This window comes from Paenibacillus sp. Lou8.1 (assembly GCF_024213565.1).
Classification (GTDB): domain Bacteria; phylum Bacillota; class Bacilli; order Paenibacillales; family Paenibacillaceae; genus Paenibacillus; species Paenibacillus polymyxa_B.
On record NZ_JANAVN010000009.1, the window covers coordinates 20,659 to 44,791 of the forward strand.

Sequence of the window (24,133 nt, forward strand, 5' to 3'; positions counted from 1 at the left end):
GTCTAGAGAAAGGGAGGGATTATGGTGTCTATACAGGTGGAGGAGGTCTTCACGCCGGAAATCATTCGTAAATCACCATCCAGTTGGTCTGTGCTGCGTCGTGAGCTGGTGCGTGACAAAATGTCCTTGGTTTCCATTGGCTTTGTAATTCTGTTCTTGATCTTTATATATGCCTCTGTCCTGTTTGTAAATCAGGATGTAGTCACGACAGTCGATTTGGGCGCGATCCGTGAAGCTCCAGGCTCAGTGCATTGGCTGGGGACAGATCGAGCGGGCAGGGATATTTTCGGTCAGCTGGTCATTGGAGCCCGCAATTCCTTCACCATCGGCTTTACGATTACATTGTTATCCGCCGCTATTGGCTTAACGTTAGGTTTGTTGGCTGGTTTTTATGGGGGGCTGGTCGATAACATCATCATGCGAATCATTGATTTTATTCTGGTGCTTCCGTTTTTGATGCTGGTTATCGTATTTGTCAGCATTGTACCCAAAAGCGGCATAGGGTCCTTTATTTTCATTATGACTGCCTTTTTATGGATTGGGAAAGCACGTCTTATCCGGGCCAAGGTGTTGTCGGAGCGCGAACTGGATTATGTGCAGGCTTCCAAAACCCTTGGCACACCCAATTGGAAAATCATTTGGTTTGGCGTGCTGCCCAATCTTAGCTCGGTCGTGATCGTCAATCTGACCCTCAGCCTCGCGGGGAATATCGGGATTGAGACCGGGCTTTCTTATCTCGGCTTTGGCTTACCGGAATCTACGCCAAGCTTGGGTACACTGGTGAGTTATGCCAATGACCCGGATGTTTTGCAGAATAGCTGGTGGATGTGGTTGCCAGCCTCACTGCTTATTTTGGTGCTAATGCTGGCGATTAACTTTATTGGCCAGGCGCTCAAACGCGCCACGGATGCCAGACAACGATTGGGTTAACTGAAGTTCAAGGATAAGGACAATGACAAGGAGGGATTTACAATGGTTAAACACTGGAAAAAAGGAATTCTGCCTGTTCTATCTGCAATTTTGGTATTTTCACTGGCCGCATGCAGCGGTTCGCCTTCCGCTTCAAATGGAGGGAAATCGTCTGACGGTACAGGCGGCTCAGGGTCCGACAGCAAGCAGGTGAATGCGACAGCGCTGGCGAAGGCGGTCAAGAACGATAAGGCGCCGATTAAGGGTGGCATCATCAATTATGCACTCGTGTCTGATACCCCTTTTGAAGGTATTCTGAATCCTGTATTTTATGAAGGCAATCCTGATTTTGAAGTCTTCCAGTTTTTCTACCCTTCTATGTTTTCGATTGACTCCAATCTAAATATTGACGATAAAGGAGCGGCGACAATTTCCTTTTCCCCAGACAATAAGGCGGTGACTGTCAAAATTGATCCCAAGCTGAACTGGACGGATGGTAATCCCGTAACGGCAGAGGACTATGCTTTTTCCTATGAAGTGATTGGTCATAAAGACTATGAAGGTCCGCGTTATGATAGCTTTATGACCAACATTGTGGGCATGGAGGATTATCACGCGGGTAAGGCCAAAACCATTTCTGGCATCAAGGTGCTGAATGAGAAAGAGGTTACCATTCACTTCAAGGAACCTAATCCTTCGGTGAAATCGGGGCTTTGGTCTACACCACTGGAGAAAAAGGTATTTCAGAATATTCCCGTGAAAGATATGGCCGGATCTGATCCTGTCCGTAAAAATCCGATTGGCTATGGGCCGTTCAAAATTAAATCTATGGTCACAGGTGAATCTGTGGAATTCGTCAAAAATGAAGATTATTTCCACGGTGAGCCCAAGTTAGATGGCCTTCATCTGAAGGTGGTGAACCCGAATGTCATTACCGAGGCGCTGAAAAGTGGAGAAGTCGACTGGGCCAGCTATCCAACCACCCGTTACAATGAGGCCAGTAATCCGAAAAATGTACAGTTTCTCGGTCAGGAGGAATTATCTTATAGCTATGTGGGCTTTAAGATGGGCAAATTCGATCAGGCCAAGAATCTAAATATCATGGACCCGAACGCCAAGCTGGCGAACAAGTCATTGCGTCAGGCCCTCGGCTATGCGCTGAATAATGAGCAGGTCGGCAAGCAGCTCTATCATGGACTTCGGATTCCAGCAACATCCCTGATTCCGCCTGCCTTTAAGGGATATCATGATATGAATGCAAAGGGCATCACGTATGACCCGGACAAGGCGAAAAAGCTGCTGGACGAGGCAGGCTATGTGGATACCAATGGAGATGGATACCGTGAGGACCCTAAGGGCAAGGAACTGGTACTCCATTATGCAGCAATGAGCGGGGATGCGACAGCCGAATCGCTGGCGAAGTTTTATTTGCAAAATTGGAAGGATGTCGGGCTTCATGTCGAACTGGTGGACGGTCGTCTGCTTGAGTTCAATTCTTTCTATGACCGTGTGCAAAAGGATGACCCCGGCATTGATATTTTTGGCGGCGCATGGAGTACAGGTACAGATGTAAACCCTAGTGGGCTGTATGGACGCGGAGCCAGCTTTAACTACTCGCGCTTTACCAGTGAAGAGAATGATAAGCTGTTGCAGGAAGGGGTGTCTGTTAAAGCCTTTGACGACAATTATCGTAAAGATATATACAATCAGTGGCAGGCGTATATGAGCGAGGAGGCACCCATCGTACCGACGTTATTCCGTTACTCGTTAGAGGCAGTGAATAATCGGGTAGCCAATTACGATATTACCCGTGGCAAGGAGTATGATGCAGACACGTTTGCGAATATTACGTTGACTGCGGAAAAAGCCGAAGTAGCCCAATAATCTAAAAAAGCGCAATAACCTGAAGATGAAGCGCGAACCGGATGGATCCGATTTTGCGCTTCTTTTGACCTCTTAATATCAATCATTCTGGGGATTCTCGAAGGGAGAGAAGGAAGACGGAAATACGTCAGCTTCAATACTTCATTGCTGTATGCGAGGAACTACATTTTACGAAAGCTTCGGAAAAGATCGGAATCTCCCAACCCACGCTCAGCTTGCAAATCAAGGCACTGGAGGAGGAATTGGGCATGACGCTTTTTGATCGTGCAGGTAAGAAGATTAAAATGACAGATGCCGGGAAGTTGTTGCTGCAACACAGTGCACATGCGCTCAAGGATTTGCAGCAAGCAAAGGCTTCCATTGAGGAGTTGCGCACCGAGCAACGCGGGAGTTTGCGGATTGGTATTGCATTACCGGAGCTGGAGGAGTCATTGCATGAAATGCTTATCCATTTTCATCAGTCATTTCCTAGAGTCAGCCTGCACATCCCATCATTTGATGTAACAGAACAGCTGCTGGATAACCGAATGGATGTTGGCATTACACTGCATTCGGGTATGGATGAAAGGCTTGTCCAGCTTCCTCTTCGTACGGAGAACTACTGTCTTGTTGTTCCGGTAGAGCATGTGTTTTCCAACCGTTCTTCCATTACGCTGGACGAATTGAGGCATGTATCCTGGGCGATGCAGCCAGAGTGTCATCCCGGCAGGAAGCTGATTGAGAAGTGCTTCCGGGATCGCGGGTATCCCTTTGCAACCGTCTTGGAGACAAATTCCATACCTTCAATCCTGCGCTGGGTGCAGGAGGGACTTGCCGTAACCCTACAGACGGAGTCCCTTGCAGCAGAATTGGATCGCTCACAATTTTGCACTGTACCTATTTTGTGCGGCGTGCTCCAGGGTCAGCTAGAGTTGATTTATCGGTCTGGCCGTTATCAGGGAGAAGCATTGAAGCGATTAATTGAAAAGATACAAGCTGTATTAGCAGTGCGTTCCAACTAGTGGCAACGCTGATGAGTATCACGAGCTTTAATGTGTACGAACTTCCAGCCTGCGTGCAATCAGTGACATACTGTAATTGACAGCAAAGTACAGGAAAGCTGCGAACAGCAGGGCTGGAATGACAAAGGATTGATTTTGCCCACCGACAATCTGAATGTTATGCGTCAGCTCCGGCAAACTGATAATGACAGCCAGTGAGGTATCCTTGAATAGGGAAATGAACTGGCTGACAATCGGGGGCACCATGCGACGAAGCGCTTGGGGCAGAATGATATGCCATAAGGTTTGAGAGTAGCTTAGACCGGAGGAACGTGCGGCTTCCACCTGTCCTTTATGGACCGAATTCAGACCGCTGCGCACAATCTCGGCGATCATGGCTCCCTCGAAGATCGACAGGCCTGTAATGGCTGCCCACTTGAGGGAAATCGACAATCCGATGGATGGTAAAACCATACCGATGAAAAAAATAATGAGCAATAATGGAAGATTGCGAATGAGATCAATGATAAAGGCTGCAACCTGTGAAATGACAGGTAAGCGGGTATAGCGCAGGATGCCGAATAAGATACCGAGAACGAAGCTGAACACGATAGAGTAAATAGCAACCTCCAGCGTGAGCAGGAAGCCCTCCAGTATAAAACGCACATTAGGCCACACAAATAATCCACCGAAATCCATACGGGCTTCCCTCCTTAGGATGTTTTGGACAGACGCCGTTCCATATATAGTACAAGAAAGCTAAGCGGAACCGTCAAGATAAGATACAACAGCGCCGTGATGGCGTAGACTGTGATGGGCAGGAAGGTATCCGAGTTAATGAGGTCCGAGTAATACATTAGGTCCAGTCCGGCCACAATAGCCAGCACGGAAGAGTTTTTGACCAGATTAATGAATTGGTTGCCGATTGCAGGCAGTACAATTTTGATGGCTTGCGGTAAAATAATGCTGATCATCGTCTGGTTGTAACTCAACCCGGAGGACCTTGCCGCTTCAAATTGCCCCTTGGGCACAGATTGAATGCCGGCACGTATGGCTTCAGCAATAAAGGAGGCCGTGTATACGGTCAATCCAAGCGTTCCAGATACGAATCCGTCCAAAGGGATGCCCAAAGTGGGAAGCCCGAGATAAAAAAACAGTACGACGATCAGCAATGGGATATTGCGGATGACCTCTACATAGACGGTACCGATCCAGTTCAGCCATTTAAAAGGCGCAATTCGGAGGATGGCAATAATAGCCCCTAGAATAAAGCTTCCGATCAAGGCAATGACACTAGCTTGAACGGTATGAAGCAAGCCTTCTCTGAAACGGTCGCTATGATCAAAAAGTACGTTGATATCAAAAGTAAGCATCTGCGAATGTACCTCCTTATCCAGACCTAAGAAAGGAAGGAGCTCGCAATCGCGGCTCCTTCACAAGAATACTATTCGGGTTTAACCCCAAGCCATTGCTCGTGGAGCTTATCGTATTCACCGTTGCTTTTCAGTTCCTTGATCGTATCATTAATGGCTTGCAGCAGTTCAGGCTGTCCCTTCTTCACTGCAATGCCGTAAGGTTCCTCTGTGAAGTTCCCGCCTACAAGAATATAATTCGGATCTTGCTTCTGCATGCCGAGCAGAATAGAGTTATCGGTAGTTAACGCTTCTCCTTTACCTGCTTTGAGGGCGTTGAAAGCATCCTGATAGTTTTCGAATTCCAATATCGTTGCTTCAGGAGCTTTTTCACGGATATTTTTGGCGGAAGTAGAGCCTTTCACGGCGAGCACCTTGGTTTTTGGGGTCAGAGATTCCAGCCCGGTGATGGGGCTCCCCTTTTTCACGAGCAGAGATTGCCCGGCGTTAAAATAGACGTCGCTGAAATCAACCTGTTTTTTACGTTCATCCGAAATGGTCATCGTCGCGATAATGGCGTCAATGTCCCCGTTTTGCAATAAGGTGATTCGTGTTTTGGACGTGACCTCTTTTAGTTCAAGTTTGGTTTCATCGCCAAAAATATGTTTGGCTACAGCCTTAGCGATGTCGATATCAAAGCCTTCTACTTTTCCGCTAGCCGGGTCTTTCAGTCCGAACAGCTTGGTATCGTATTTCACACCAACGACCAGTTTGCCACGCTGTTTGATCGCTTCCAGCCCGTTGGCTGCTGCCGGCTCATTCCCCGACGTTGCCGCTCCTTCTTTGCCTCCACAGCCTGCCAAGACGAGCAGACAAGATAAAGCTACCAGCACCAAAGTACTCCATTGAAATCTTTTTCTCATCAGAACATTCCCCTTTCGATTTACGCTACATTGGTAGTCTGTTTAATGATGAATCAGACGGCTCAGGAACAGGCGAGCCCGTTCTTCACCCGGATTCTGGAAAAATTCGGCAGGTTGGCTGTCTTCCAAAATCTGTCCTTTATCCATAAAAATCACGCGGTCCGCCACTTCACGTGCAAAGCCCATTTCATGAGTGACAATGACCATTGTGATGCCCTGATGGGCGAGCGAGCGCATAACATCCAGTACCTCTCCGATCGTTTCGGGATCAAGTGCTGAAGTAGGCTCGTCGAACAACATAATTTTTGGATTCATCGCGAGCCCACGGGCGATCGCGACCCGCTGCTGCTGTCCACCGGACAATTGGGCGGGGTAGCTCTGTGCCTTTTCTTCGATTCCGACGCGCTTTAGATAGGTGATGGCTGTTTGAGTAGCTTCTTCTTTCGAGATGCCCAGTACCTTCATAGGTGCCAGTACAATGTTTTCAATCACCTTTTTGTGTGGATACAGATTGAAATGTTGGAACACCATCCCGATGTTGCGGCGGAAGGCATTAATATCAATCTTTTTGTCATGTACAGGAACCTCGTTAACGATCAGCTCCCCATCCGATATCGTTTCCAGACGATTGATGCAGCGAAGCAGGGTGCTTTTACCCGAGCCGGAGGGACCGATGATTACGACGACCTCGCCCTCCTTAATTTGAAGATTGATGTCTTTGAGTACATGGAAGTGACCATAATGCTTGTTGACATTGCGAAACTGGATCAGAGAGCTCACCCCTTTTAGGCTTGGATACATAGCTTAGTAGACGGATTGACATGATCAAGCTCTATTAGAATTTCAAAATTTCTCTCATGATACTATAAGCTTACAATAAAAAACAAGATTTTATGTCATAAAACTTTACGTGTATTATATTTTGGTATGTCCTTTTGCTTGTTAACTGCTATTTATATGATAAAATCAAATGAATATTCACAATTTAATGTTATTTAATTTGACGTGGAATAATAGCGTTCGACATGCCAAGGGAGAAACGTGACAAAAGCAACGCTATGTTTTACAGTAGGGAAGAAGGAATTTAGGGTAAAGGAAGGTTAGACAATGACGAAAGCTATTTCACCGCTAGTAACGGCATTGGGCATGGAGCCCCATCCAGAAGGCGGCTGGTACAAAGAGATGTGGAAGGCCCATTTCCAAATTCCGAAGCCTGTACTGCCGGATGTGTATTCCGGTCCGCGCTTTGCAGCTTCGTCTACGTATTTCTTGCTGCATCCGGGCGAGTTCTCCGAGTGGCATGTGGTCCATTCTGATGAGCTGTGGTTATATCATAGCGGAAGCCCTGTAGAGTTGAAATTGGGTGGAAGCGGAGAAGAGCCTGGTGAAGAAACTGTGATTATCGTCGGTGCGGATGTGGAGGCAGGACAGCATCCACAAGCACTCGTCCCAGGAACAGTATGGCAAACGGCACGTCCGCTGGGGGATGAGCCTGTGCTGGTAACCTGTGTGGTTGCACCAGGATTCCACTTTGATGATTTCAAGCTGATTGCCAAGAATCCAACTGAATCATGATGTGAGCATTGGCGGGTGTATTTCTGTAATGAACAGGAATGGCCCGCCTGATTTATTTTTACTCATAGAAATAGGTACTTTAAAATGGCTTTAGGTGCTTAGTTTGGCTTGAACAATAAGACGATGGGTGGGGTTTACGAGAGGGTCACATGTAATCAGCGTGAGCAGCTTTTGTTTTTTGAAGCTTTTCAGAACAGACACGTCCGTAGGATCAACCACCTTCAGGCTATAAACGCTATATACATATTGGTTACCCCGAGTGTTGACAACAATCTTATCCCCAATCTTCAATTCATTTAGACGATTAAATAAACGTCCAGAGGTACGGGCCCGATGAGCAGCAATGGCGGCATTCCCCGCTTGTCCCAGCGTCCCCGTTTCCGGCATATGTACAGCCGCGTGCCTCATATTTATCCTCGTTGCGCCTTCCAACACAGGGAGCTTTAAAGCAATACGACTTATACTAATAGTGGCTATGGGAGTTTGTTCATTAGCGCTTGCCATGGGAGCAGGAGGTGGGGAAGTATTTTGTCGCGCTTCACTAACCGGAACTTCCGTAAGACGAGTAGACAAGCGAGCATAGCTGTCTATAAGACTGGCGGTTCTAAGCGCATCGCTTTTTCCTGATGGTAGCTCGGCTGCTTTTAATAGCTTGCTTTGTTCCCGATCCTCATTCCATTCCGTCGCTTTAGGAAACAAAATAAAAAGTAAGCCTAACACAATAAATACGTAGGAAAGTTTACGCAGACGCAGCAATCTCGCCTCCCCTAAGCAAAGTACGGATTATACATATTTTTTTGAAAAATGCCCCATTCCCGACTTATTCCAATCGGGAATGGAATGGCCGGGAGATCAGGGCAGGTGATCAATTTTATTTTTTGTTTGTCCGTCTGAATTTCAAAAATACGCCCCATATAACCATCGCTATGCCTGTCAAATAGAACGGAACGGGGCTGCCTTCACCTGTTTGGGGTAATTGATGTACCGCAGGTGTATCTTCCGGCTCTTCAGGTTCTTTCCCTGGAACCTTGAGACGGATCTTAGGTTCGGGATCGTCTTTCGAATCCACCGGAGGAGGAGGATTTTGATGAGGCATGACGGCTGGCAGCTCTGGCTCCGGTGGTATAGGCGCAGGTTCCTCCTGTGGAGGGGCTATGTCCTCCGGAGACTTTGGCAATGACGGAGGCACGGTTATAGACGGAGTATCGGGTATTTCCGGATCTTTGTCATGTTTTTTACCTGAGCCTCCGGACGGGGGTGAAGGGTCTGGATGAGTAGGCGTTCCTGGTCCTGAGGGATTCGTGGGGTCTGTTGGAGTTCCCGGGTCTACAGGTGGTTCAGGGTCGTTTTTCTTTTCTTTACGATTGGTGATCACAACCCTCTTTACGCCAGAGCTTTGCCGCAGTGTTGCGTCTATTTTGATCTCGAGCTTGCCCTCGGTGATTTTATAGCCCTCCGGTGCTGCCAATTCTTCCAAGATGTAATCGTCATGAAGCAAGGAGGAAAAGATGATTTTGCCTTCCTGATTGGTGGTCTGAATGAGAGGGGTTCTTTTTTGACCTTTATCATAGAGCGCAAACTGTGCGCCAGGCAGTACCTTGTCAGGCATATCCTGATCTACCTTGGTCAGCTCAAGACTTTCGGTCACACCCCCGCCAGAACCGGAGCCGGAAGACGTTCGTACGATGATTTCCTGGCTGGTTTCCCGCAGTTCTGTCGTCAAACGATCCCCCTCAAAGGCAACCTTATTACTCACCTTGGCTTTGTCTTCAGCATGAATGAACGATTGGTATTCAAGTATAAAAGCAGTGGAAATATCCTTAGCAAAAGTAAGTTCAAACGTTTGCTGGCCTTGAGCATCTGTCTTGATATACAGCTTGTAATCTTGGTTTCTAATCAACTCGGTGCCCTTGATGGTATTTCCGTTGGCAGCGATGATTGTAGAGTACAAATGAAAGGAATCCTCAATTAAGATTTGATTGCTGCTAGGCTGGTCTATAATTTTACCGTTGGATACATGGGACTGTCCTTCATTGATGCGGATGCTCCAGTCAATCTTATTTCCATTTTGTGCACCGACTTTAGATACATATTCTCCGCCATGAGGTACCGTGACTTGCGCTGCCCATTCGGAGACAGTTTTTTGTCCATCCAGTAGAAGGGCTTGATTATGGATTTCCTTTTCAATCAGTTCTCCTTCCAATGAAGTTTGAAAGGTAATCCAGTAGGGAGTCTGTATCTTATTTTTGAACTGGATACGCAATTCATTACCATTTTGCTGGGAGGGAGGAATAATGGTGTATTGATCTGCTGGGATTTCAGCCCCTTTTTGTACGCCATCCCACCATCCCAGCAAGGTCATATCGTATACTTTTACGGAGGCGGGCAGTAACTTCTGACCTTGCAACAAGGGATCTCTCACTTCCGCGTGATTCAGGATCTTGCGATTGTAGTTAGCTTTAATGTCCCAGGTAATGAGCTTGGAGGTCGCATTATAGCTTCCTTGCTTGGCACCGTTTCGTTGTGTCATAAAGTCCGGCCAGATCGGGCACTCCACTTCTTGCGATGATCTTTCCCCGTCTTCAAACTGGTATTCTATATGGGATTTATTACGAAACTCGGGCTTCGTCGTATCCGTTTTCCAGTCATTATTATAGGTGGTTGAATACTTGATTGTATAAGCCTTCTGAATGGCTTTATGAAAAATGAGCGTAAATCCTTGTTTATAGTCCTGTGATAGCGGAATCAGCTCATAATCCGTGGGTGCACGTAGCTCCGTTGTTCCGTCAACACTTTGAATTTTCAGGGTATCCGGTAACAAAGCCAAGCCCCCGTTTGGAAACACATCCTGAATGACGATATTTTTCATGATGTACAAGTCTGTATTGATGGTAATCACCCAAGGTATGATTTTGGTGTTGTAATTGGGTGTGTCATACATTTTAGTCATAACTCCGCTTATGATTTCCGTCGATACAATCTTCTGCGTTCCATCCGAGGTTATGATGTTTATAACTTTTCCATTATCATAGACACGGCCTCTGGCTTGAGTCTGGTATCGGATGGTATAGGCTGAATCTACGTCGAAGTTAAATTGAAGTTTGAAGCCGTTGCGGTCCGGATAATCAACTGGGATGACAGTATACGCCCACGATGGGAGTTCCTCCAGTGTGTTTCCCTTAAATACTTTCAAAGAACCGGGCAGCAATTCTTGAGTTTTATTGAAATGATCAATTAAAAGAGCTTTGACTTCGGGAATTTTTGTCTCGCTGAAGTTATATCTTATGGCCCACGAGAGTGTTTGTGTGGCATGATCATATTTTTCAACCTTTTTGGACAAAAATTCACCACGTTCCACCTGAACAGTAGCGGTAGCAACAACGTTCTCTATCGCATCTCCTGAAAGCGTTGCTGTGTTGGAGAAACGAGTTTCATCGCCAATAATACGCGTGGAATATTGAATCTGATAGGCCGTGTTAATGCTATCGTCTTGAAAACGAATCACAAACCCTGTCCCGGCTTGATCTGCTTCAATGGCATATTCACTTGCATTCACTAGGTCTCGAACAACGGTCGAGCCGTCGATATTGACTTGTAGATGATAGAGCCGGATAGAGTCTCTTCTGAGTTCCAGCCCTGAAGGAATTGGATCGGTGATGAGGGCATGCTTTACGGTGTTTAGCTGTTTGTTCACATCAATGGTCCAGTCGATCTGATTGGTGCCAGCTATTTTCCCTTGTTTGCTTAGGGTTGGCCCTGACTGGGGTTTTACATTCACGATGACCGTTTGTGCCCCGCCTTTGATCGGAATCGCAATGATGATCTCTGTACTGCCTTTCATCATCTCTTTCGTAAACTCGGTTTTGATTTGCAGTTTGCCGCTGACATTGGAATGATTCTCTACATATTGGTTAAAGGTCATGATCACCTTGCCCTGACGATCTACTGTGAAGTATCCCACGGTTCCGTCGGTAGTGACTAATGGAGATGAGATATCAGTGTAGATGACAAACTGTTCTGGTAAATGAAAGGTGAAGGTGTCCCCTGACTTATAGGTATTGTCAGGAAGCTCCCATTCATAGCCTAGTTGGATGGCTGATCCGATGTCGAATTGGCTGTCTGGGCTATATACCGCATCAATGACACGCCCTGCTTCGTCGGTCAGGCTCAACTTCGTTAATATGCTCAGCGGAGCTGCATCATGTTGAGACTTTGAAGTGGTTGCTCCTTGAACGGAGGGAACCGTGTTTGAAGGAATCTCCCTAGGAGGTTCAAGGTTTGGGACAACGTATACAGCATCCGTAACGGTATGGTTAGGATCGGATACAGCACTCTGCGGCAGTTCTGGGGCTGGAGCATCTGCGTAAGCCAGCGTTGCGCTGAAAAAGCTTTGGACAATGAGCAATAAGGCAATGATCATTACATTTATTTTTGTTCTCATGCTCCAAGTGATTCTCCTATTCATCGTAATATGGCAATGCTTCGGCGGTTATGTTTTTTCCTTCCCTCCTCCTAGTTCGAAATTAGTATATTCAGCATGCTAGGCTGACATGACTATCCCAATAGAAAAAAAGCCCTGATCATAGCGATCAGGGCTTTCTTCGAGAGAGGTAAAGCAATTTGTGATGGATCTATGTAAAAAAGACATAATAAAAAGCTCGTTCATCTGGTAGCTGGCTGCCATCTGGAAAGGAAGGCCCTATAGTTTTGCGTCACTGCCTTTCGACAGTTTTGCCATTAACTTGAATAGCTTGTGCGTCTATCATCTATCAAACTGATTTCATGTAACCTCTCATTTACAACTTTGAACGGTTCCCCCATTTTTTGCGGAAGGAATGAGGTGTTTCTCCTACATGCTCCTTGAATAGGTTAATAAAATGGCTCGTATTGGGAATCCCTACGTACCTTGCGATATCCACAATGGACATGTCACTGGTTTTAAGCCAGCTTTGAGCGGCTGTGATACGGACATTAATGAGATAATCAATCGGAGAGAAACCGATCTGCTTTTTGAAATTTTTAGCCAGATTAAACTTGTTTAATTCAAACATATCTGCCAGCGAGTCCAGTGTTATTCGCTCACAGTAGGACTGATCCAAATATTGCTGTACCCGACGTACTTCGCTCAGGGTTTCAGCATTCACACACGGATGATCATAGGGATGTTGCAAAATGCACGTTAGTATTTCACCAATGAGCCTGGACGTTAGTAGCTCAGCGGAAAGACTTCTGTCAGACTGCCCGCAAATCAGAGCATGGAGCTTATCCAATATAATATGCGGATTATGCATGGAAATGACCGGTTTATTATGCTTGGCAAATTGTTCGTAAAAATTTTCAATCAGGTTGCCATACAGGTACAAGCTGATAAACTCCCAGGATTCATGACCGGAGGTGCTGTATTGAACATATTCCTCGCAATTAACAAAGAACAAATCTTGAGGTTTTATGATATATTTCTTGCCCCGGTACAGTAATTCTCCCTTACCAGACAACGTAAAGACAAGCAAAAAAGAGGCAAGTTCTTTCCTTTCCATCATAAAAGCAGAAGTTTTTTGGAAGTAGCCTAATTCCTGGATATACAAAAGGGATTGCTTGGCAAAAGCGGAGGGAGTGCGTACAATAACGACCGGATCGCCATTCCAGAGGCCCACGTTGTTTTTTTGGTCTGTTGTCATATTCAATTCCTTTACAAAAAAGCAATTTTATCTAGCATATCTTGGTTTGAATTACCAATATATAATGACTGATTAAACATGATTCCCTATTTATAAAAGTTTATTTTATCACATCAAATATGTCTATATAGCAAAATATGTGTTTGAATTTTATGGGAGTATCACTTTTTATGGATATATAACCTGGTAATCCATACGAAAAAGTCGAATGCTGTTGAAAGAATCTGGGGTTATCATGGATTCAAATCCTTTCTGAGGTCAAATACCAACATGGTACTGAAAAAAGGTATCTTATGCCCATTCAACTTTCTTGTTCACTTCTCCTTTCGGTTTAAAAAAAATGAGACTTGGTTCTGATAAAATGGTTCGTAAGGCTTATTATTGAAAATAAGAGTTTGGGCCCAGTACTGTGATTTTGTTCACAAACATGAATGTAAAAAAGAGAGATATATGCATAAAAAATTACGCAAAAAGTGCCCTTGCGCGTTTCATCTCAAGTGCTTTCAACTTTGGAAATGACACGGGCAATGATATGATGGGTAATACAGGTATAGTGCTTTACTTACTCGACAGTCAGTTTGGAGGATTACAGGATGGGAAAACCAAAAAATACGAAAACCGCAGCGGCTTGGTCGCTCGTTATTCTAGGGGCAGGCTTTGCAGCCACATTGCCCTTCCAGCAATATGGCTGGGCTCGTTTGTTAGCCGGAGCTTTTGAGGCAGGACTTGTAGGGGGACTGGCAGACTGGTTCGCTGTCACTGCTTTGTTCCGTCATCCGCTAGGCATTCCGATACCACACACCGCGCTGCTTCCTAAAAATAGGGACAAGCTCACGAATGCATTGGTAAGTACGGTGGAAAATAACCTGCTAAACAAAGACAGCATCGCGTCTAAAATTGCAGATATCCGTTTGGCCGATTTGGTGCTGGGCGGTGTGGAAAAAGGATTACGCACGCCGGAGGCGGCGGCATCCATAGATGTTCTTGCCAAGCGGCTTGTCCAGTCCCTCCCGCTCGCGGAATTGGCTCCGGTCATCGTGGCAGAGCTGAAGCGGCAGATGACTGACTTTGACGCCGGACCGCTGCTGGAGGCGCTTGCTCGTCAGACCAGCGAGAAGGGCTATGATCGCCGCGCACTGGATTACACGCTGAAGCAAGCCGAGTCCTGGCTTTTGCGACCCGAAACGGGTTATACGCTGGGGACCTTAGGGATGCAGGCTGTCAGTGGTTTGCAGGTGAGCGGGCTGATGCAGTTTGCTTTGAACGCATTCCTCGGCTATCTGAACGAAGAGCGTATGGGTGAAATGATTCGTCATTTCCTGCTGGATCAGGTAGCAGAACTGCAAAGGGAAGAGCACCCGCGCCGTCAGGCTGTGCTGGATGGTCTGAAAACACAGGTGACCCGAATGGCGACGAAAGATACGGTTCAGGAAGGGTTGAACGGCTGGAAGGATAGCCTTGTTGAAGCCTGGGAAGGCGATGCGTCAGTGCTGGGCAAAATGGAAGAGCTGCGTATACGCTTATTGGACTACATGGAAGACGGAAACTATGTGCAGACCTATATTTTACCGCTATTGGATCGGATGCTGACTGATTTAAGAGGGAATACCGAGCTGCTGGACAAGATCAATGTGCGAATTGTGGAAGGTATTACTGGACTGGTGGAAGCTAACCATAGTCGGATTGGTAACTTGGTGCGCGAAAATGTAGACAAGATGGATAACAAATCCCTGATTGCACTGATGGAGGACAAACTGGGACAGGATTTGCAGTGGATACGTATTAACGGCGCAGTTACAGGCTTCCTGATCGGCATTGTGCTGACAGGTATCCGTATGCTAATCCAATAGACCAGAAAAAGCTACAGATAGGGTTGTGGAAGCATGAGGCTTTGGCATGAACATTTAATCGACAAGTTACCCCGTCCGCAACTGCTGGGGCAACATCGTGAGTGCTGTGCCCTGCGTGGGAATGGGTGGGGCAAGCCACACGCCACCGTGAATTATGTGTTCGATTATCACCCCATGCTGCTGGTGCGCTATCATAGGCTCATTATGGACGAAATGAAAAGCAGAGGGTACAATGTTGATCCACTATGGGAACAGCCGTTGTATCGCGGTAAGCAGTGTGAGCCTTGGGAGGCGGAACTGGGTGAGGAACTGGCAGGTGCGGGTGCATATATGGAGCATGACGATGAGTATATGAAGGAGTGCCTGGATAACCTGGCTTCCAAGGGGATTTTAATAGAGATTGAAGTGACCTAAAAAAGGCGGGCTGTGGTAGGTTCATCATTCAGATGAAGTGCCGCAAGCCCGCTTTTTACGTGCTTCAATGTTCAGGGTTTCGGAAGAGACTCGGGATATTAGATTACAGAATCCAGCGTGTGACCTTTTCTAGTGGTTGTCTGGATTTTTCCCGCTTGGGTTCATGAGCACGATAACCGAAGGCAGCAATGACTGAAATATCGAACAGCCCGTTCTCCAGCAGTCCTTCTTCCTCCAATATGGCATGCACTTGATCGTAGTTAAAGCCCTCAATTGGACAGGAATCAATACCGATCTGAGCCGCTGCTGTCATCATATTGCCTAAGGCAATGTAGGTTTGCTTGGAAGCCCAGTCAAATAACGTACGTTCGTTTTCCAGCAGACGTTGACTTTCACCCTGGAAAATCTTATAGCGGCCTGGCAGTGAGGCAAAGTCCTCCTCAGACATACCTTTAACCTCTTTATACATATACTCCACGTAAGGAGAATCATAACGAACATCCTTGCGCGCCAAAATCAGGACGACGTGGCTAGCCGCAGGAATCTGCTTTTGACCGCCGCTGGAAACTGCAGCCAGCTTTTCTCTCAATGCCTGATTTTGCACAACTACAAACTGCCATGGTTCAAAACCGACGGAGCTTGGAGAAAGCCGTCCGGTTTCGAGAATGAACTGAAAATCCTCTTCCGGTATGATGCGATTGGGATCGAATTCTTTCGTGGCGTGCCTGAACAGAAAGGCGTCCAGAATTTCCTGTTTTTTAGCTGATGTATTAGACATAAAATGTACTCCTTTGGGTATGGGTTTAGTTGGTACTCTATGGGTTTTCTGCTACTATAATGAGAGCTGATATCGAATATATAGTTATCATATAGAAAGTTTTTGCAGGGAACAAGTACGCACATATTTGTTCCTTGTCATGCGTCGGGGGCTATTGGTTTACACATTCTACAGAAAGAAGGGGTATACATGGCACAGGAGATGGAACATGCAGTTAGCGTTAATTTTGGATGTCCGGTAGCGAAAACCGTCGGGGTTATAGGCGGCAAATGGAAGGGAGTCATCTTGTATCATTTGACCACAGGACCGCGGCGCTATAACGAAATTCGACGGACCTTGCCTAATATTACACAGCGGATGCTAACCTTGCAGTTGCGCGAATTGGAGCGAGATGGCATTGTGCACCGTGAAATTTATAATGAGAACCCACCGCGTGTGGAATACTCGCTTACCCCGTTAGGAGATACGTTAAGGCCGTTGCTGGATTTTATGAGAGACTGGGGGATCTTCTATGGAGAACAGGGTTGCGAGCCTGTGACGACAACTTCCAAATCAGGCAAGCACTTTTGTTAAAGGGGATGAAGAAAGCCCGCCAAATGATTTCATAGAAGACGCATAAGAAATCATTAGCGGGCGGAATAAGGTCAGATACACTTATTTAAACTCGATGGCTTCGTTCATCTGTGCCCAGGCTGTTTCTCCAATGATACCCAAGCGCCAGATAGCGATTCCTTTGAGGTCATAACGTTTGGCTAAACCGATCTTGGCGTTAACGGTGCTGTCTTTTTCGCTACCCATCGAAATCCCCAAAATGAGCTTGTCCCGCGAGGTTTCCTTCAAGGCCAGTTGTATGGCTTCATCCACTTTTTCCAAAGGCTCAGGAGTAGCCTTCTGTCCGTAATCATAGGCCATGATGATCAGATCGTCCGCCAGATTGCCCAGCGTTTTGTAGTCATAGCCAGAGTAAGAGCTGTTCAGCGGATGCAGAACGACGGTGAGCTTGAGTCCAGCCTGATGCGCTTTGGCCGATAGCTTTTTAATAAAGGCGTTGTAGTCTGAACGCGCTTTGGCTTTATCGCCGCTCCAGCCCAATCCTTCCAGGTCTAGCGTAATGCCTTTAAATTGTTTGTCGGTGGCGGTGCTGACGATTTGGGAAATGGTCTGTTCTTGAAGCTGCACATTTTCCAAAATCTTGGTCAGCTCGTGATTGCCATCTCCGGAATAGACCATCAGGTAAGGGGAAGTCCCCTGGCTGTCTGCCTCCTGCACAATGGACTCCGGCGTTACGGTTCCAGCGGCTTGAGGCCATTTGTATTCCTTGCCGTTTGTCGTAAATTGTCCGTTCGTATCAATTCGACTCCAGCCGAAGGCAACTGCGTTAAAATCCGGTATTTTGGATTTTTGGTCAAAGGAAGACAGCGCATAGAAGCCTACTGTATACATAGCTTCACGTGGCGATGTAATGGAGACCGTCCGTGTCCCCTGGTTCCAGTTCACCGTGGCTCCAAACTGCTGCCCGAAAAAGCCCAGCGGAATCATCGTGCTGCCGCGCACGGTTTGCGGAGCGGCTGTTAGTTGAACCGTTTGTCCGTCCACTGTGGCATTGCGGCTACCCATCTTTAGAACCACCTGCTTGGTAGCAGAGCCTTGCGCTTTGGTAGCAGTGATGCTTTGGCTGGCTTGATCCCATTTCACTGTAATGCCAAGAGCCTCAGAAATAGCGCGAAAGGGAACCATGGTCGTGCCGTTCATCATGGCAGGTTGTACGGGGAACGGTAATGGATATCCGTCCAGCATAATGCTGATCTTGCCGGCCTCGGCTTGTGCCAAGGGGCTATAGATACCTGCTGCGGTACTCAGAAAAATAGCACTAGATAACAGAGCCTTATTTACGATTTTCATCCTATGATCTCCTATGCTCAATAGATTGCAATGCTATCATGTTAGAATCGTGAGGGTTCTACCTATTTTACCAAAAAAATGATAGAAAGGTGAATGTGAAATAATAGGATGAGATGAATCTGAGTATGTATTTAAGCTGAATATTAATCGTTTTATTTCATACCAAAAAAGCTGACCCCTTTTAAATAGGTGTCAGCTTTTCTTTTTAAAACGGTCTTAACCTTTATCCGTAACCCAGATTACTTGCGGCGCTTGAGTGCAATGCCGACAGCTGCGGCACCAAGAACGACTGCAATGATCGAGAGGACGAGTGCTGTCGTTTGTGCAGCAGAGCTGGCTGGAGCAGAAGCGGCAGGTGTAGCTTCTACAGCATTGTTCGAAGCAGGTGCGGGGCTGCTGCTATCTTTAGCCGCATCTGTGCTCGTATGGCCTGCTGCCGTGCCCGCTGAATCGTGTCCGCTGTCTGCGGCAGGGGCAGGAGTTGCTGACGTGGCATCCGCCGTGATTTCAGTAATGGAATGTGGATTATTACTTCCTTCGTCACCTGTCCATTCCACGATACTTCCGTCACTGTAATATTGGAAGGCGTCCCAGGGTGCTGCGGTATTTTGGTCTGCATTTTGCGCTACAAAGCTGAAACGCTGATACTGACCCGCTTGAATGCCGTCTTTTTCAGTCGTCCAGGTCACGGTGGTTACTTTGCCAGAGCTGTCTTTTTCGGTGGCTACTTTCCAATCCGGTACAGGCTCGTATTGTTTGAAAACGACCTCTTTCGGAATTTTCAAGGCGACTTTGGTGGTTGGAATGTTTTTTTCCACGGGTACTTTCAATGTGTACGTTTCCCACGCATTAGGTTGTGAAACAGAAGGCTTGACTGTCACATGTGCACTGGCCATACCTGCAAAAAGTAAGGCACCCGCCGCAATTAGACCCACAGAGGTCGCAAACCTGGAAAATATGGATTTTGCTGTTTGAATCGTTGTATTCATAATCAATTCGCTCCTTTTAAACATAAAATAATTATTTTTTACCGCCTACATGCAGGGTGAAATCAGCATCAACCGCATCGAGTGATGCCGTCAGAGCATGTACTTTTACCGCCCATGTTCCTTCGGAGGTCATCAATTCCTGACTGTGGAATGGCTGTTGCTGCTTCACGGGCAGAACAAATTCCTGTTGATCTTGGTCAGGGTCTGCTGGAGTGAGCGTTAATGTAACCTGCTGGATTCCTGAAACGGCAGCACCTTTGGTATCCTGAACGGATACCTTGAATTCATTGCTGCCTACAGCATTGGGGCTGACTGACAGCGTAACGTTGTATCCGCCCGTAGTGCGAGTCTCCTCAAACGGAACAGCAGGTGCCTGGCCGGGTGACAGGTGAGTAAGCACCGCAGTCAACAGCATCACGAGCAGGCCCACGGACACCTCGGCACGCAATCCCCGGGCGGCTTGTTTGCTGGGCGCCGCTTGCCTTGCGCTGCGGAACTGGCTGGCCGCAAAGGCCAGCATGATTAGCAGCAGCGCTGCCTTGCCGAGCAGAACGAGTCCATAGGACGTGTTCAGCAGCATGGAGGGAGCCGGAATGTACAGCACGGCTCCATATATACCGGTGGCAAGTAGCGCTGCCACCATAGCAATGCCCCAGCCGGCAAAGCGACGCAGGGCGGCTTGTCGCAGAGTTGCCCGCTCGGATACGGGCAACTCCGCTCCGGCAACAGGCAGGCACACGACCATGACGGCAAGTGAGCCGATCCAAAAAGCTGCTGCCGCGAGATGGACAAAGTCCGCCGCAATGGCCGGAGCTGGATGGGTAGCCGCTGCCGGATGACCGACAAAGGCTTTGGACAGCATGAGGCATAGCGTTAGGAGAGCTGAGCTGTAGCCCCAAAGACGGCGCTGGCGATCCGAAATGCTGTAATCCAGCGCGTAAATCAGCGTTACGCTTAGGAGCAGCACGAGAATCATCTGGATAAACCAAATTTGCCCGGCTCCAGTAAACTGGAGAGCTTCTCCCAGAATAGGGAGTGAGAAGCCCTCCCTGATGGAAACCCCGGCATCCCATGAAGCCTGAAGTGGCAGGCTGATCAGAATGGCGGCAGACGTTATGCCGTAGCCGCTCCATAGCAGCTTAGTCCAGCGGGGCAATGTGTCAAAGGGACGCTGATTTTGCTGATGCTGTTCACTTCGATTCTTGTCTTGGCTTATGCTCGGTAAGATGAACAGCCGGAAACAAATCGCTCCAAAAAGCAGCGATAGTCCTATGTAAAGAAACCAACGGACAGCGATTAAGTCGATTCGTGATGTCCCTGAGCCTTCAGATGCGGCAGCTTGATGGGTAGGCGCATTGGAACCGCTGCCTACTTGAAATGGAATGACTCCATTAACCGGATGTCCGTCTGCGGATAAAGCTCTCCAATTGACGGAGTAAATTCCATTTTTCACCCCTGGAATCAATTGGATTTCCATGGTGGCTTTATGATTCGGGTTGAGTTGTGCTTTTCCTGTGTCGACCCGCTTGCCTGTTTCGTCGGTCACTTTGATCGACATGAAGGCAGATTGCAAATCTTCATTGAAGGTGATGGTCACCTGAGAAGGCGACTTGTCCAAAACCTGATTTTCGGTCGGACTGGATTCAATGACAAATGCATGAGCCCACGAAGAGTGAGGAAACAGGATTAGAAGGGGGAGACACAGCAATAAAAGACAAGCCACACGGGCTGGTCTGGACAGGTACAACATGCCTGTGAAGTCACCTTCTCTCGATTACTTGAAGCGAGGATATCCCCATTTATAACATTTTATACGGACAAACCCATTCCTATCTTAATCATAGTGCATATGGCGTGAATAGATGGAGCGAATTATGACATTTATATGAAATTTGAAATAATAAGCATTATACAAAATGCCAATCATATGAAAACCCCTAGCGTGGTTGAATTCAGGACGATTTCAACCACGTTAGGGGCAAAGAGGAAGAGCCAATGAAGGAATTAGAGCCCTGTTTCCATGAAATCCGTGAAAGCAGGTTGCTTATGTTGAATATAATGGATAAAAGTAGCCGTTAGTTTGGGATCGAATTGGCTACCCGAGCAAGCACGTAGTTCTTCAATGGCCTCCTCGAACGTTTTGGTGGGTTGATAGGGGCGCTCAGTTGTCATCGCATCAAAAGAGTCGATGATCGTCAGCATCCGACATAAACGTGGAATTTGCTCGCCCTTAAAGCCAAACGGATAGCCTCCTCCGTCATAACGTTCATGATGCAGCTCCACAAAAGGAACCAAATCTATGAATCGTTCGTTGGCTTCGACAATTCGTTTGCCCCACATGACATGCGCTTGCACCATCTGCCATTCCTCAGCGGACAGCTTCTCTTTTTTATTGAGGATATTCCAGGGAATCTCCAGTTTACCAATGTCATGAATGAGGGCACCTAGTATGAAACGCCGCTTATCCTCTGGTCCGAGTTGAAGCACATCGCTCATGTCTGCTGCATATCTGAATACCCGTTTGGAATGCTTGAAAGTGTTAATATCCTTGTACAAGAACAAATTAAGCTGCTGTTCAAGATCACGAATATCCTGCCCCAGATCGACCTCGCGCTCCACTTCATTTAAACTTCCATGCGTATGAACGATGTTTTTTCCCTGTTTCTTGGCGTAGTACAGGGCTTTATCCGCCAGATCGACCAGCTGTGATTTGTCGTAGATGTCAATGCGACTTTGTGCAATGCCTGCGGAGAAGGACAGACAGCCGTGTGGAAAAATTTCAACACCCTCATAACGAGAATCATTTAATCTTTTTCGAATAGTATTAACTATTTCGTATGCTTGTTCAGCGGTATGATCGGGCATCAGCAGGGTGAATTCTTCTCCACCATAGCGGGATACGGTGATGTGGGTGCCGGAAGTCTCCTTTTTAAGAAATTCACCGAGAAATCCCAGTAGCTGATCGCCTTTGAGGTGACCGAAATGATCATTGTATTTTTTGAAATCATCTATATCAATCAGAGCCAGACTGAGAGGAGTATTCTCGGATCTGGATATATTTAATTCAGCTTCAAGTGTATTTTCAAAGTAGCTGTGATTGTATAGCCCTGTTCTGCGATCCATGTTCGCTTTTTCTTCGATTTCCCGATACAGCGTGAACATTTGCTTGAATGCGTGAGACAGGAGCATGCTTAGCCCAAGGAACAGCAAAAGTCCTAAAATGCCATTGTCATAAATCAATGTAGTCAATACCAAAGACAGAATGAGTGTACATAAGTATACGAGCAGAGATTCAGCCAAAAAAGCCTGTTTAAGCTCATTGAAGGACCCTTTGTATGCGATATAAAAGTAGATGCCCAGTGTGATGGTATTCACCGCAAAGTAGCAAATCAAGGCCAGCAGGTAGGAAACAAAATGATCTTGGTTTAAAGCCCCCTGCGTTCCGCCGCTTAGCTCAAATACTGTTGAAGACAGGGAAATGGAAAGAGCGTAAATGGAAAAATTGACGGTATGTTTCCACCAGGACAACTCTGTGTGCCGGAACATAGCGATGATTACATTTAACAGCAAAATTAGAATAGCAATTTCGGTGCCATGCACAAAAATACAAGCCAGGTACACGGAGGAATCCATAGACTGCTTGTTACTGGCGGGGGGGAGCTGGAATGTAAAATGCTCCAGAATCAGAACGGCTCCCAATAGGGAATAGATCGTGACCCACTCTGTTGTCGTATAGTGCAAAAAGGACCATTGGTTCGTATACAAGAGGACGATCATGCCTACCATACATATGCAAAACACGTATATTCCCGTCGCGGTAACCCGTTCTTGCAGCTTTTTTATTATACTCATCATTTCTTCTCCTGCCTTGTCGTATCTTGATGTCAAAGCTACCAGGGGTGAATGGGATAATTTACAATTTTGTAATCGAAAATTTCACATGAAAAAACAGGCCGGAATCCAGCCTGTTTTGTTGAGCCTGTGCTTCCTTTTTTTCTTATCGGTGACTAGCCCCCGATTTTGTAACCGGAAGTCAAAGCAATGATGACAGAAGCCACGATAATAGCATTGATAATCACACGGGAGTATTTCAAGTTTTTCATAGGGTTCCCTCCCTTCCTTGGAATAAGGTGCGCACTAGGCGTGGTGGGGATTGGTTTCTTGCTGCTTATCCTTAGTTCTCTTCACGACCATAATGCTTTGGATAAACAGGAACATCCCGAAGTTCATGACAACATCTCCAATACTAATTACCTGCGTGCGGGGATAGGGCTTGGAGAGAGGAATAATGTCACCAAGCAATGATAGACGCGTGCTCGCATCCATCATGTAATGTTTCGAGATGACACTTCCGGATTTAAGCATATCTGTATAATAGGGACCTAGCACCTCCGAAGCGCTCAACGAGACCGGCATCCTGCCGCCATTCACCGCCATAACGATAAAATTCATCAATACGCCGATTATAATAAGCTTGAATCCCTTATGATGTCTGTTCAACCAGAGAAATATCAATCCAACCACGTAGACTCCCATAAATAGATACCCGTTAATGGCTGCCAGCCAAGCCCACTTTTCCTGGGCATAAAAAATAATGAATTGTACCAGCAGCAGCACAGGGAACATCCAGCCGGCTATAAGGCGAATTTGACTGAAACGGATCAGACCTTGCCGCCAGCCTCCTCTGAACAGACCTACAATGAGACCCAGTAGCACTCCATCATAGACCATTATCATTCTCCAGATTCCACAAATTTTGTTTTGGTTACCGTATAATTCGACCTGAAATTGGTAAATTCCTGCCTGATATATAGCAGTTTTGAAAAAAAATTGCGGATTAGCGTGTAATTATTCGAAGCTAGACGAAATGAGTGATATCATGATGTATTGAAGTAATTA

General features: G+C 46.7%; 21 protein-coding genes, 1 pseudogene and 1 riboswitch. Of the genes and pseudogenes, 8 read left to right on the top strand and 14 right to left on the bottom strand.

Going from position 1 to position 24,133, the window contains the following annotated elements; genetic code table 11:
* Positions 1–21 precede the first annotated feature (21 nt).
* From NLX78_RS14020 to NLX78_RS14035, 4 genes and pseudogenes are all read left to right on the top strand, one after another.
* The gene (locus NLX78_RS14020; protein WP_013308435.1) at positions 22–930 is read left to right on the top strand and encodes an ABC transporter permease; all 909 of its coding nucleotides are present in this window, start codon (positions 22–24) and stop codon (positions 928–930) included.
* 42 nt (positions 931–972) lie between these two features.
* A complete protein-coding gene (opp4A, locus tag NLX78_RS14025; RefSeq protein ID WP_061831944.1) occupies positions 973–2,793 on the top strand; it encodes an oligopeptide ABC transporter substrate-binding protein in 1,821 nt (606 codons plus the stop codon).
* Positions 2,794–2,936: 143 nt separating this feature from the next.
* A pseudogene (locus NLX78_RS26905) lies at positions 2,937–3,035 on the top strand (LysR family transcriptional regulator); the annotation flags it as partial.
* Between the two features lie 6 nt (positions 3,036–3,041).
* Complete coding sequence (locus NLX78_RS14035; protein ID WP_254350724.1) at positions 3,042–3,794, top strand: LysR family transcriptional regulator substrate-binding protein; 753 nt, start codon at positions 3,042–3,044, stop codon at positions 3,792–3,794.
* Positions 3,795–3,821: 27 nt separating this feature from the next.
* On the opposite strand, the gene NLX78_RS14040 is transcribed toward NLX78_RS14035, so the two are convergent.
* The 4 genes from NLX78_RS14040 to NLX78_RS14055 form a co-directional block, all read right to left on the bottom strand.
* Positions 3,822–4,472 (bottom strand): amino acid ABC transporter permease, encoded by a 651-nt coding sequence (locus tag NLX78_RS14040; RefSeq protein ID WP_039270255.1) that lies wholly within the window; start codon positions 4,470–4,472, stop codon positions 3,822–3,824.
* Between the two features lie 14 nt (positions 4,473–4,486).
* The gene (locus NLX78_RS14045) at positions 4,487–5,146 is read right to left on the bottom strand and encodes an amino acid ABC transporter permease (RefSeq protein ID WP_023986681.1); all 660 of its coding nucleotides are present in this window, start codon (positions 5,144–5,146) and stop codon (positions 4,487–4,489) included.
* A 71-nt stretch (positions 5,147–5,217) separates the two neighbouring features.
* The gene (locus NLX78_RS14050; protein ID WP_061831943.1) at positions 5,218–6,048 is read right to left on the bottom strand and encodes a transporter substrate-binding domain-containing protein; all 831 of its coding nucleotides are present in this window, start codon (positions 6,046–6,048) and stop codon (positions 5,218–5,220) included.
* Between the two features lie 42 nt (positions 6,049–6,090).
* Positions 6,091–6,849, bottom strand: coding sequence for an amino acid ABC transporter ATP-binding protein (locus NLX78_RS14055; RefSeq protein WP_165178777.1), 759 nt, complete (start codon positions 6,847–6,849; stop codon positions 6,091–6,093).
* Positions 6,850–7,155: 306 nt separating this feature from the next.
* Between NLX78_RS14055 and NLX78_RS14060 the strand changes: the two genes are divergently transcribed.
* Positions 7,156–7,623 (top strand): cupin domain-containing protein, encoded by a 468-nt coding sequence (locus NLX78_RS14060; RefSeq protein WP_254350725.1) that lies wholly within the window; start codon positions 7,156–7,158, stop codon positions 7,621–7,623.
* Positions 7,624–7,713: 90 nt separating this feature from the next.
* On the opposite strand, the gene NLX78_RS14065 is transcribed toward NLX78_RS14060, so the two are convergent.
* The 4 genes from NLX78_RS14065 to NLX78_RS14080 all read right to left on the bottom strand — a co-directional run bounded on the left by NLX78_RS14065 (position 7,714) and on the right by NLX78_RS14080 (position 13,301).
* On the bottom strand, positions 7,714–8,379 hold the full coding sequence (locus NLX78_RS14065; protein ID WP_254350726.1) for a class D sortase: 666 nt from the start codon (positions 8,377–8,379) through the stop codon (positions 7,714–7,716).
* 115 nt (positions 8,380–8,494) lie between these two features.
* Complete coding sequence (locus NLX78_RS14070) at positions 8,495–12,064, bottom strand: collagen binding domain-containing protein (protein ID WP_254350727.1); 3,570 nt, start codon at positions 12,062–12,064, stop codon at positions 8,495–8,497.
* A 99-nt stretch (positions 12,065–12,163) separates the two neighbouring features.
* On the bottom strand, positions 12,164–12,307 hold the full coding sequence (locus NLX78_RS14075; RefSeq protein ID WP_250267264.1) for a hypothetical protein: 144 nt from the start codon (positions 12,305–12,307) through the stop codon (positions 12,164–12,166).
* Positions 12,289–12,369: riboswitch (cyclic di-GMP riboswitch) on the bottom strand. (Overlaps the previous gene by 19 nt.)
* A gap of 50 nt (positions 12,370–12,419) precedes the next feature.
* Positions 12,420–13,301 (bottom strand): AraC family transcriptional regulator, encoded by an 882-nt coding sequence (locus NLX78_RS14080; protein WP_061831940.1) that lies wholly within the window; start codon positions 13,299–13,301, stop codon positions 12,420–12,422.
* Positions 13,302–13,894: 593 nt separating this feature from the next.
* Here NLX78_RS14080 and NLX78_RS14085 point away from each other — a divergent pair.
* A complete protein-coding gene (locus NLX78_RS14085; RefSeq protein ID WP_254350728.1) occupies positions 13,895–15,151 on the top strand; it encodes a DUF445 domain-containing protein in 1,257 nt (418 codons plus the stop codon).
* Positions 15,152–15,184: 33 nt separating this feature from the next.
* Complete coding sequence (locus tag NLX78_RS14090; RefSeq protein WP_254350729.1) at positions 15,185–15,565, top strand: TIGR02328 family protein; 381 nt, start codon at positions 15,185–15,187, stop codon at positions 15,563–15,565.
* Positions 15,566–15,668: 103 nt separating this feature from the next.
* Here the strand turns inward: NLX78_RS14090 and NLX78_RS14095 are convergent, their stop codons facing one another.
* A complete protein-coding gene (locus NLX78_RS14095) occupies positions 15,669–16,343 on the bottom strand; it encodes an NAD(P)H-dependent oxidoreductase (RefSeq protein WP_039270272.1) in 675 nt (224 codons plus the stop codon).
* Between the two features lie 189 nt (positions 16,344–16,532).
* Between NLX78_RS14095 and NLX78_RS14100 the strand changes: the two genes are divergently transcribed.
* Positions 16,533–16,916 carry a winged helix-turn-helix transcriptional regulator gene (locus tag NLX78_RS14100; RefSeq protein WP_023986690.1) on the top strand — a complete coding sequence of 128 codons (384 nt, stop codon included), beginning with the start codon at positions 16,533–16,535 and terminating at the stop codon, positions 16,914–16,916.
* 81 nt (positions 16,917–16,997) lie between these two features.
* On the opposite strand, the gene NLX78_RS14105 is transcribed toward NLX78_RS14100, so the two are convergent.
* The 5 genes from NLX78_RS14105 to NLX78_RS14125 form a co-directional block, all read right to left on the bottom strand.
* Complete coding sequence (locus NLX78_RS14105) at positions 16,998–18,245, bottom strand: stalk domain-containing protein (protein ID WP_254350730.1); 1,248 nt, start codon at positions 18,243–18,245, stop codon at positions 16,998–17,000.
* Between the two features lie 239 nt (positions 18,246–18,484).
* A complete protein-coding gene (locus tag NLX78_RS14110; protein WP_254350731.1) occupies positions 18,485–19,234 on the bottom strand; it encodes a YcnI family copper-binding membrane protein in 750 nt (249 codons plus the stop codon).
* Between the two features lie 31 nt (positions 19,235–19,265).
* Positions 19,266–20,984 carry a copper resistance CopC/CopD family protein gene (locus NLX78_RS14115; RefSeq protein WP_254350732.1) on the bottom strand — a complete coding sequence of 573 codons (1,719 nt, stop codon included), beginning with the start codon at positions 20,982–20,984 and terminating at the stop codon, positions 19,266–19,268.
* A 254-nt stretch (positions 20,985–21,238) separates the two neighbouring features.
* The gene (locus tag NLX78_RS14120; RefSeq protein WP_250267270.1) at positions 21,239–23,089 is read right to left on the bottom strand and encodes a bifunctional diguanylate cyclase/phosphohydrolase; all 1,851 of its coding nucleotides are present in this window, start codon (positions 23,087–23,089) and stop codon (positions 21,239–21,241) included.
* A gap of 282 nt (positions 23,090–23,371) precedes the next feature.
* A complete protein-coding gene (locus NLX78_RS14125; RefSeq protein WP_039270279.1) occupies positions 23,372–23,965 on the bottom strand; it encodes a DUF5317 domain-containing protein in 594 nt (197 codons plus the stop codon).
* Positions 23,966–24,133 lie beyond the last annotated feature (168 nt).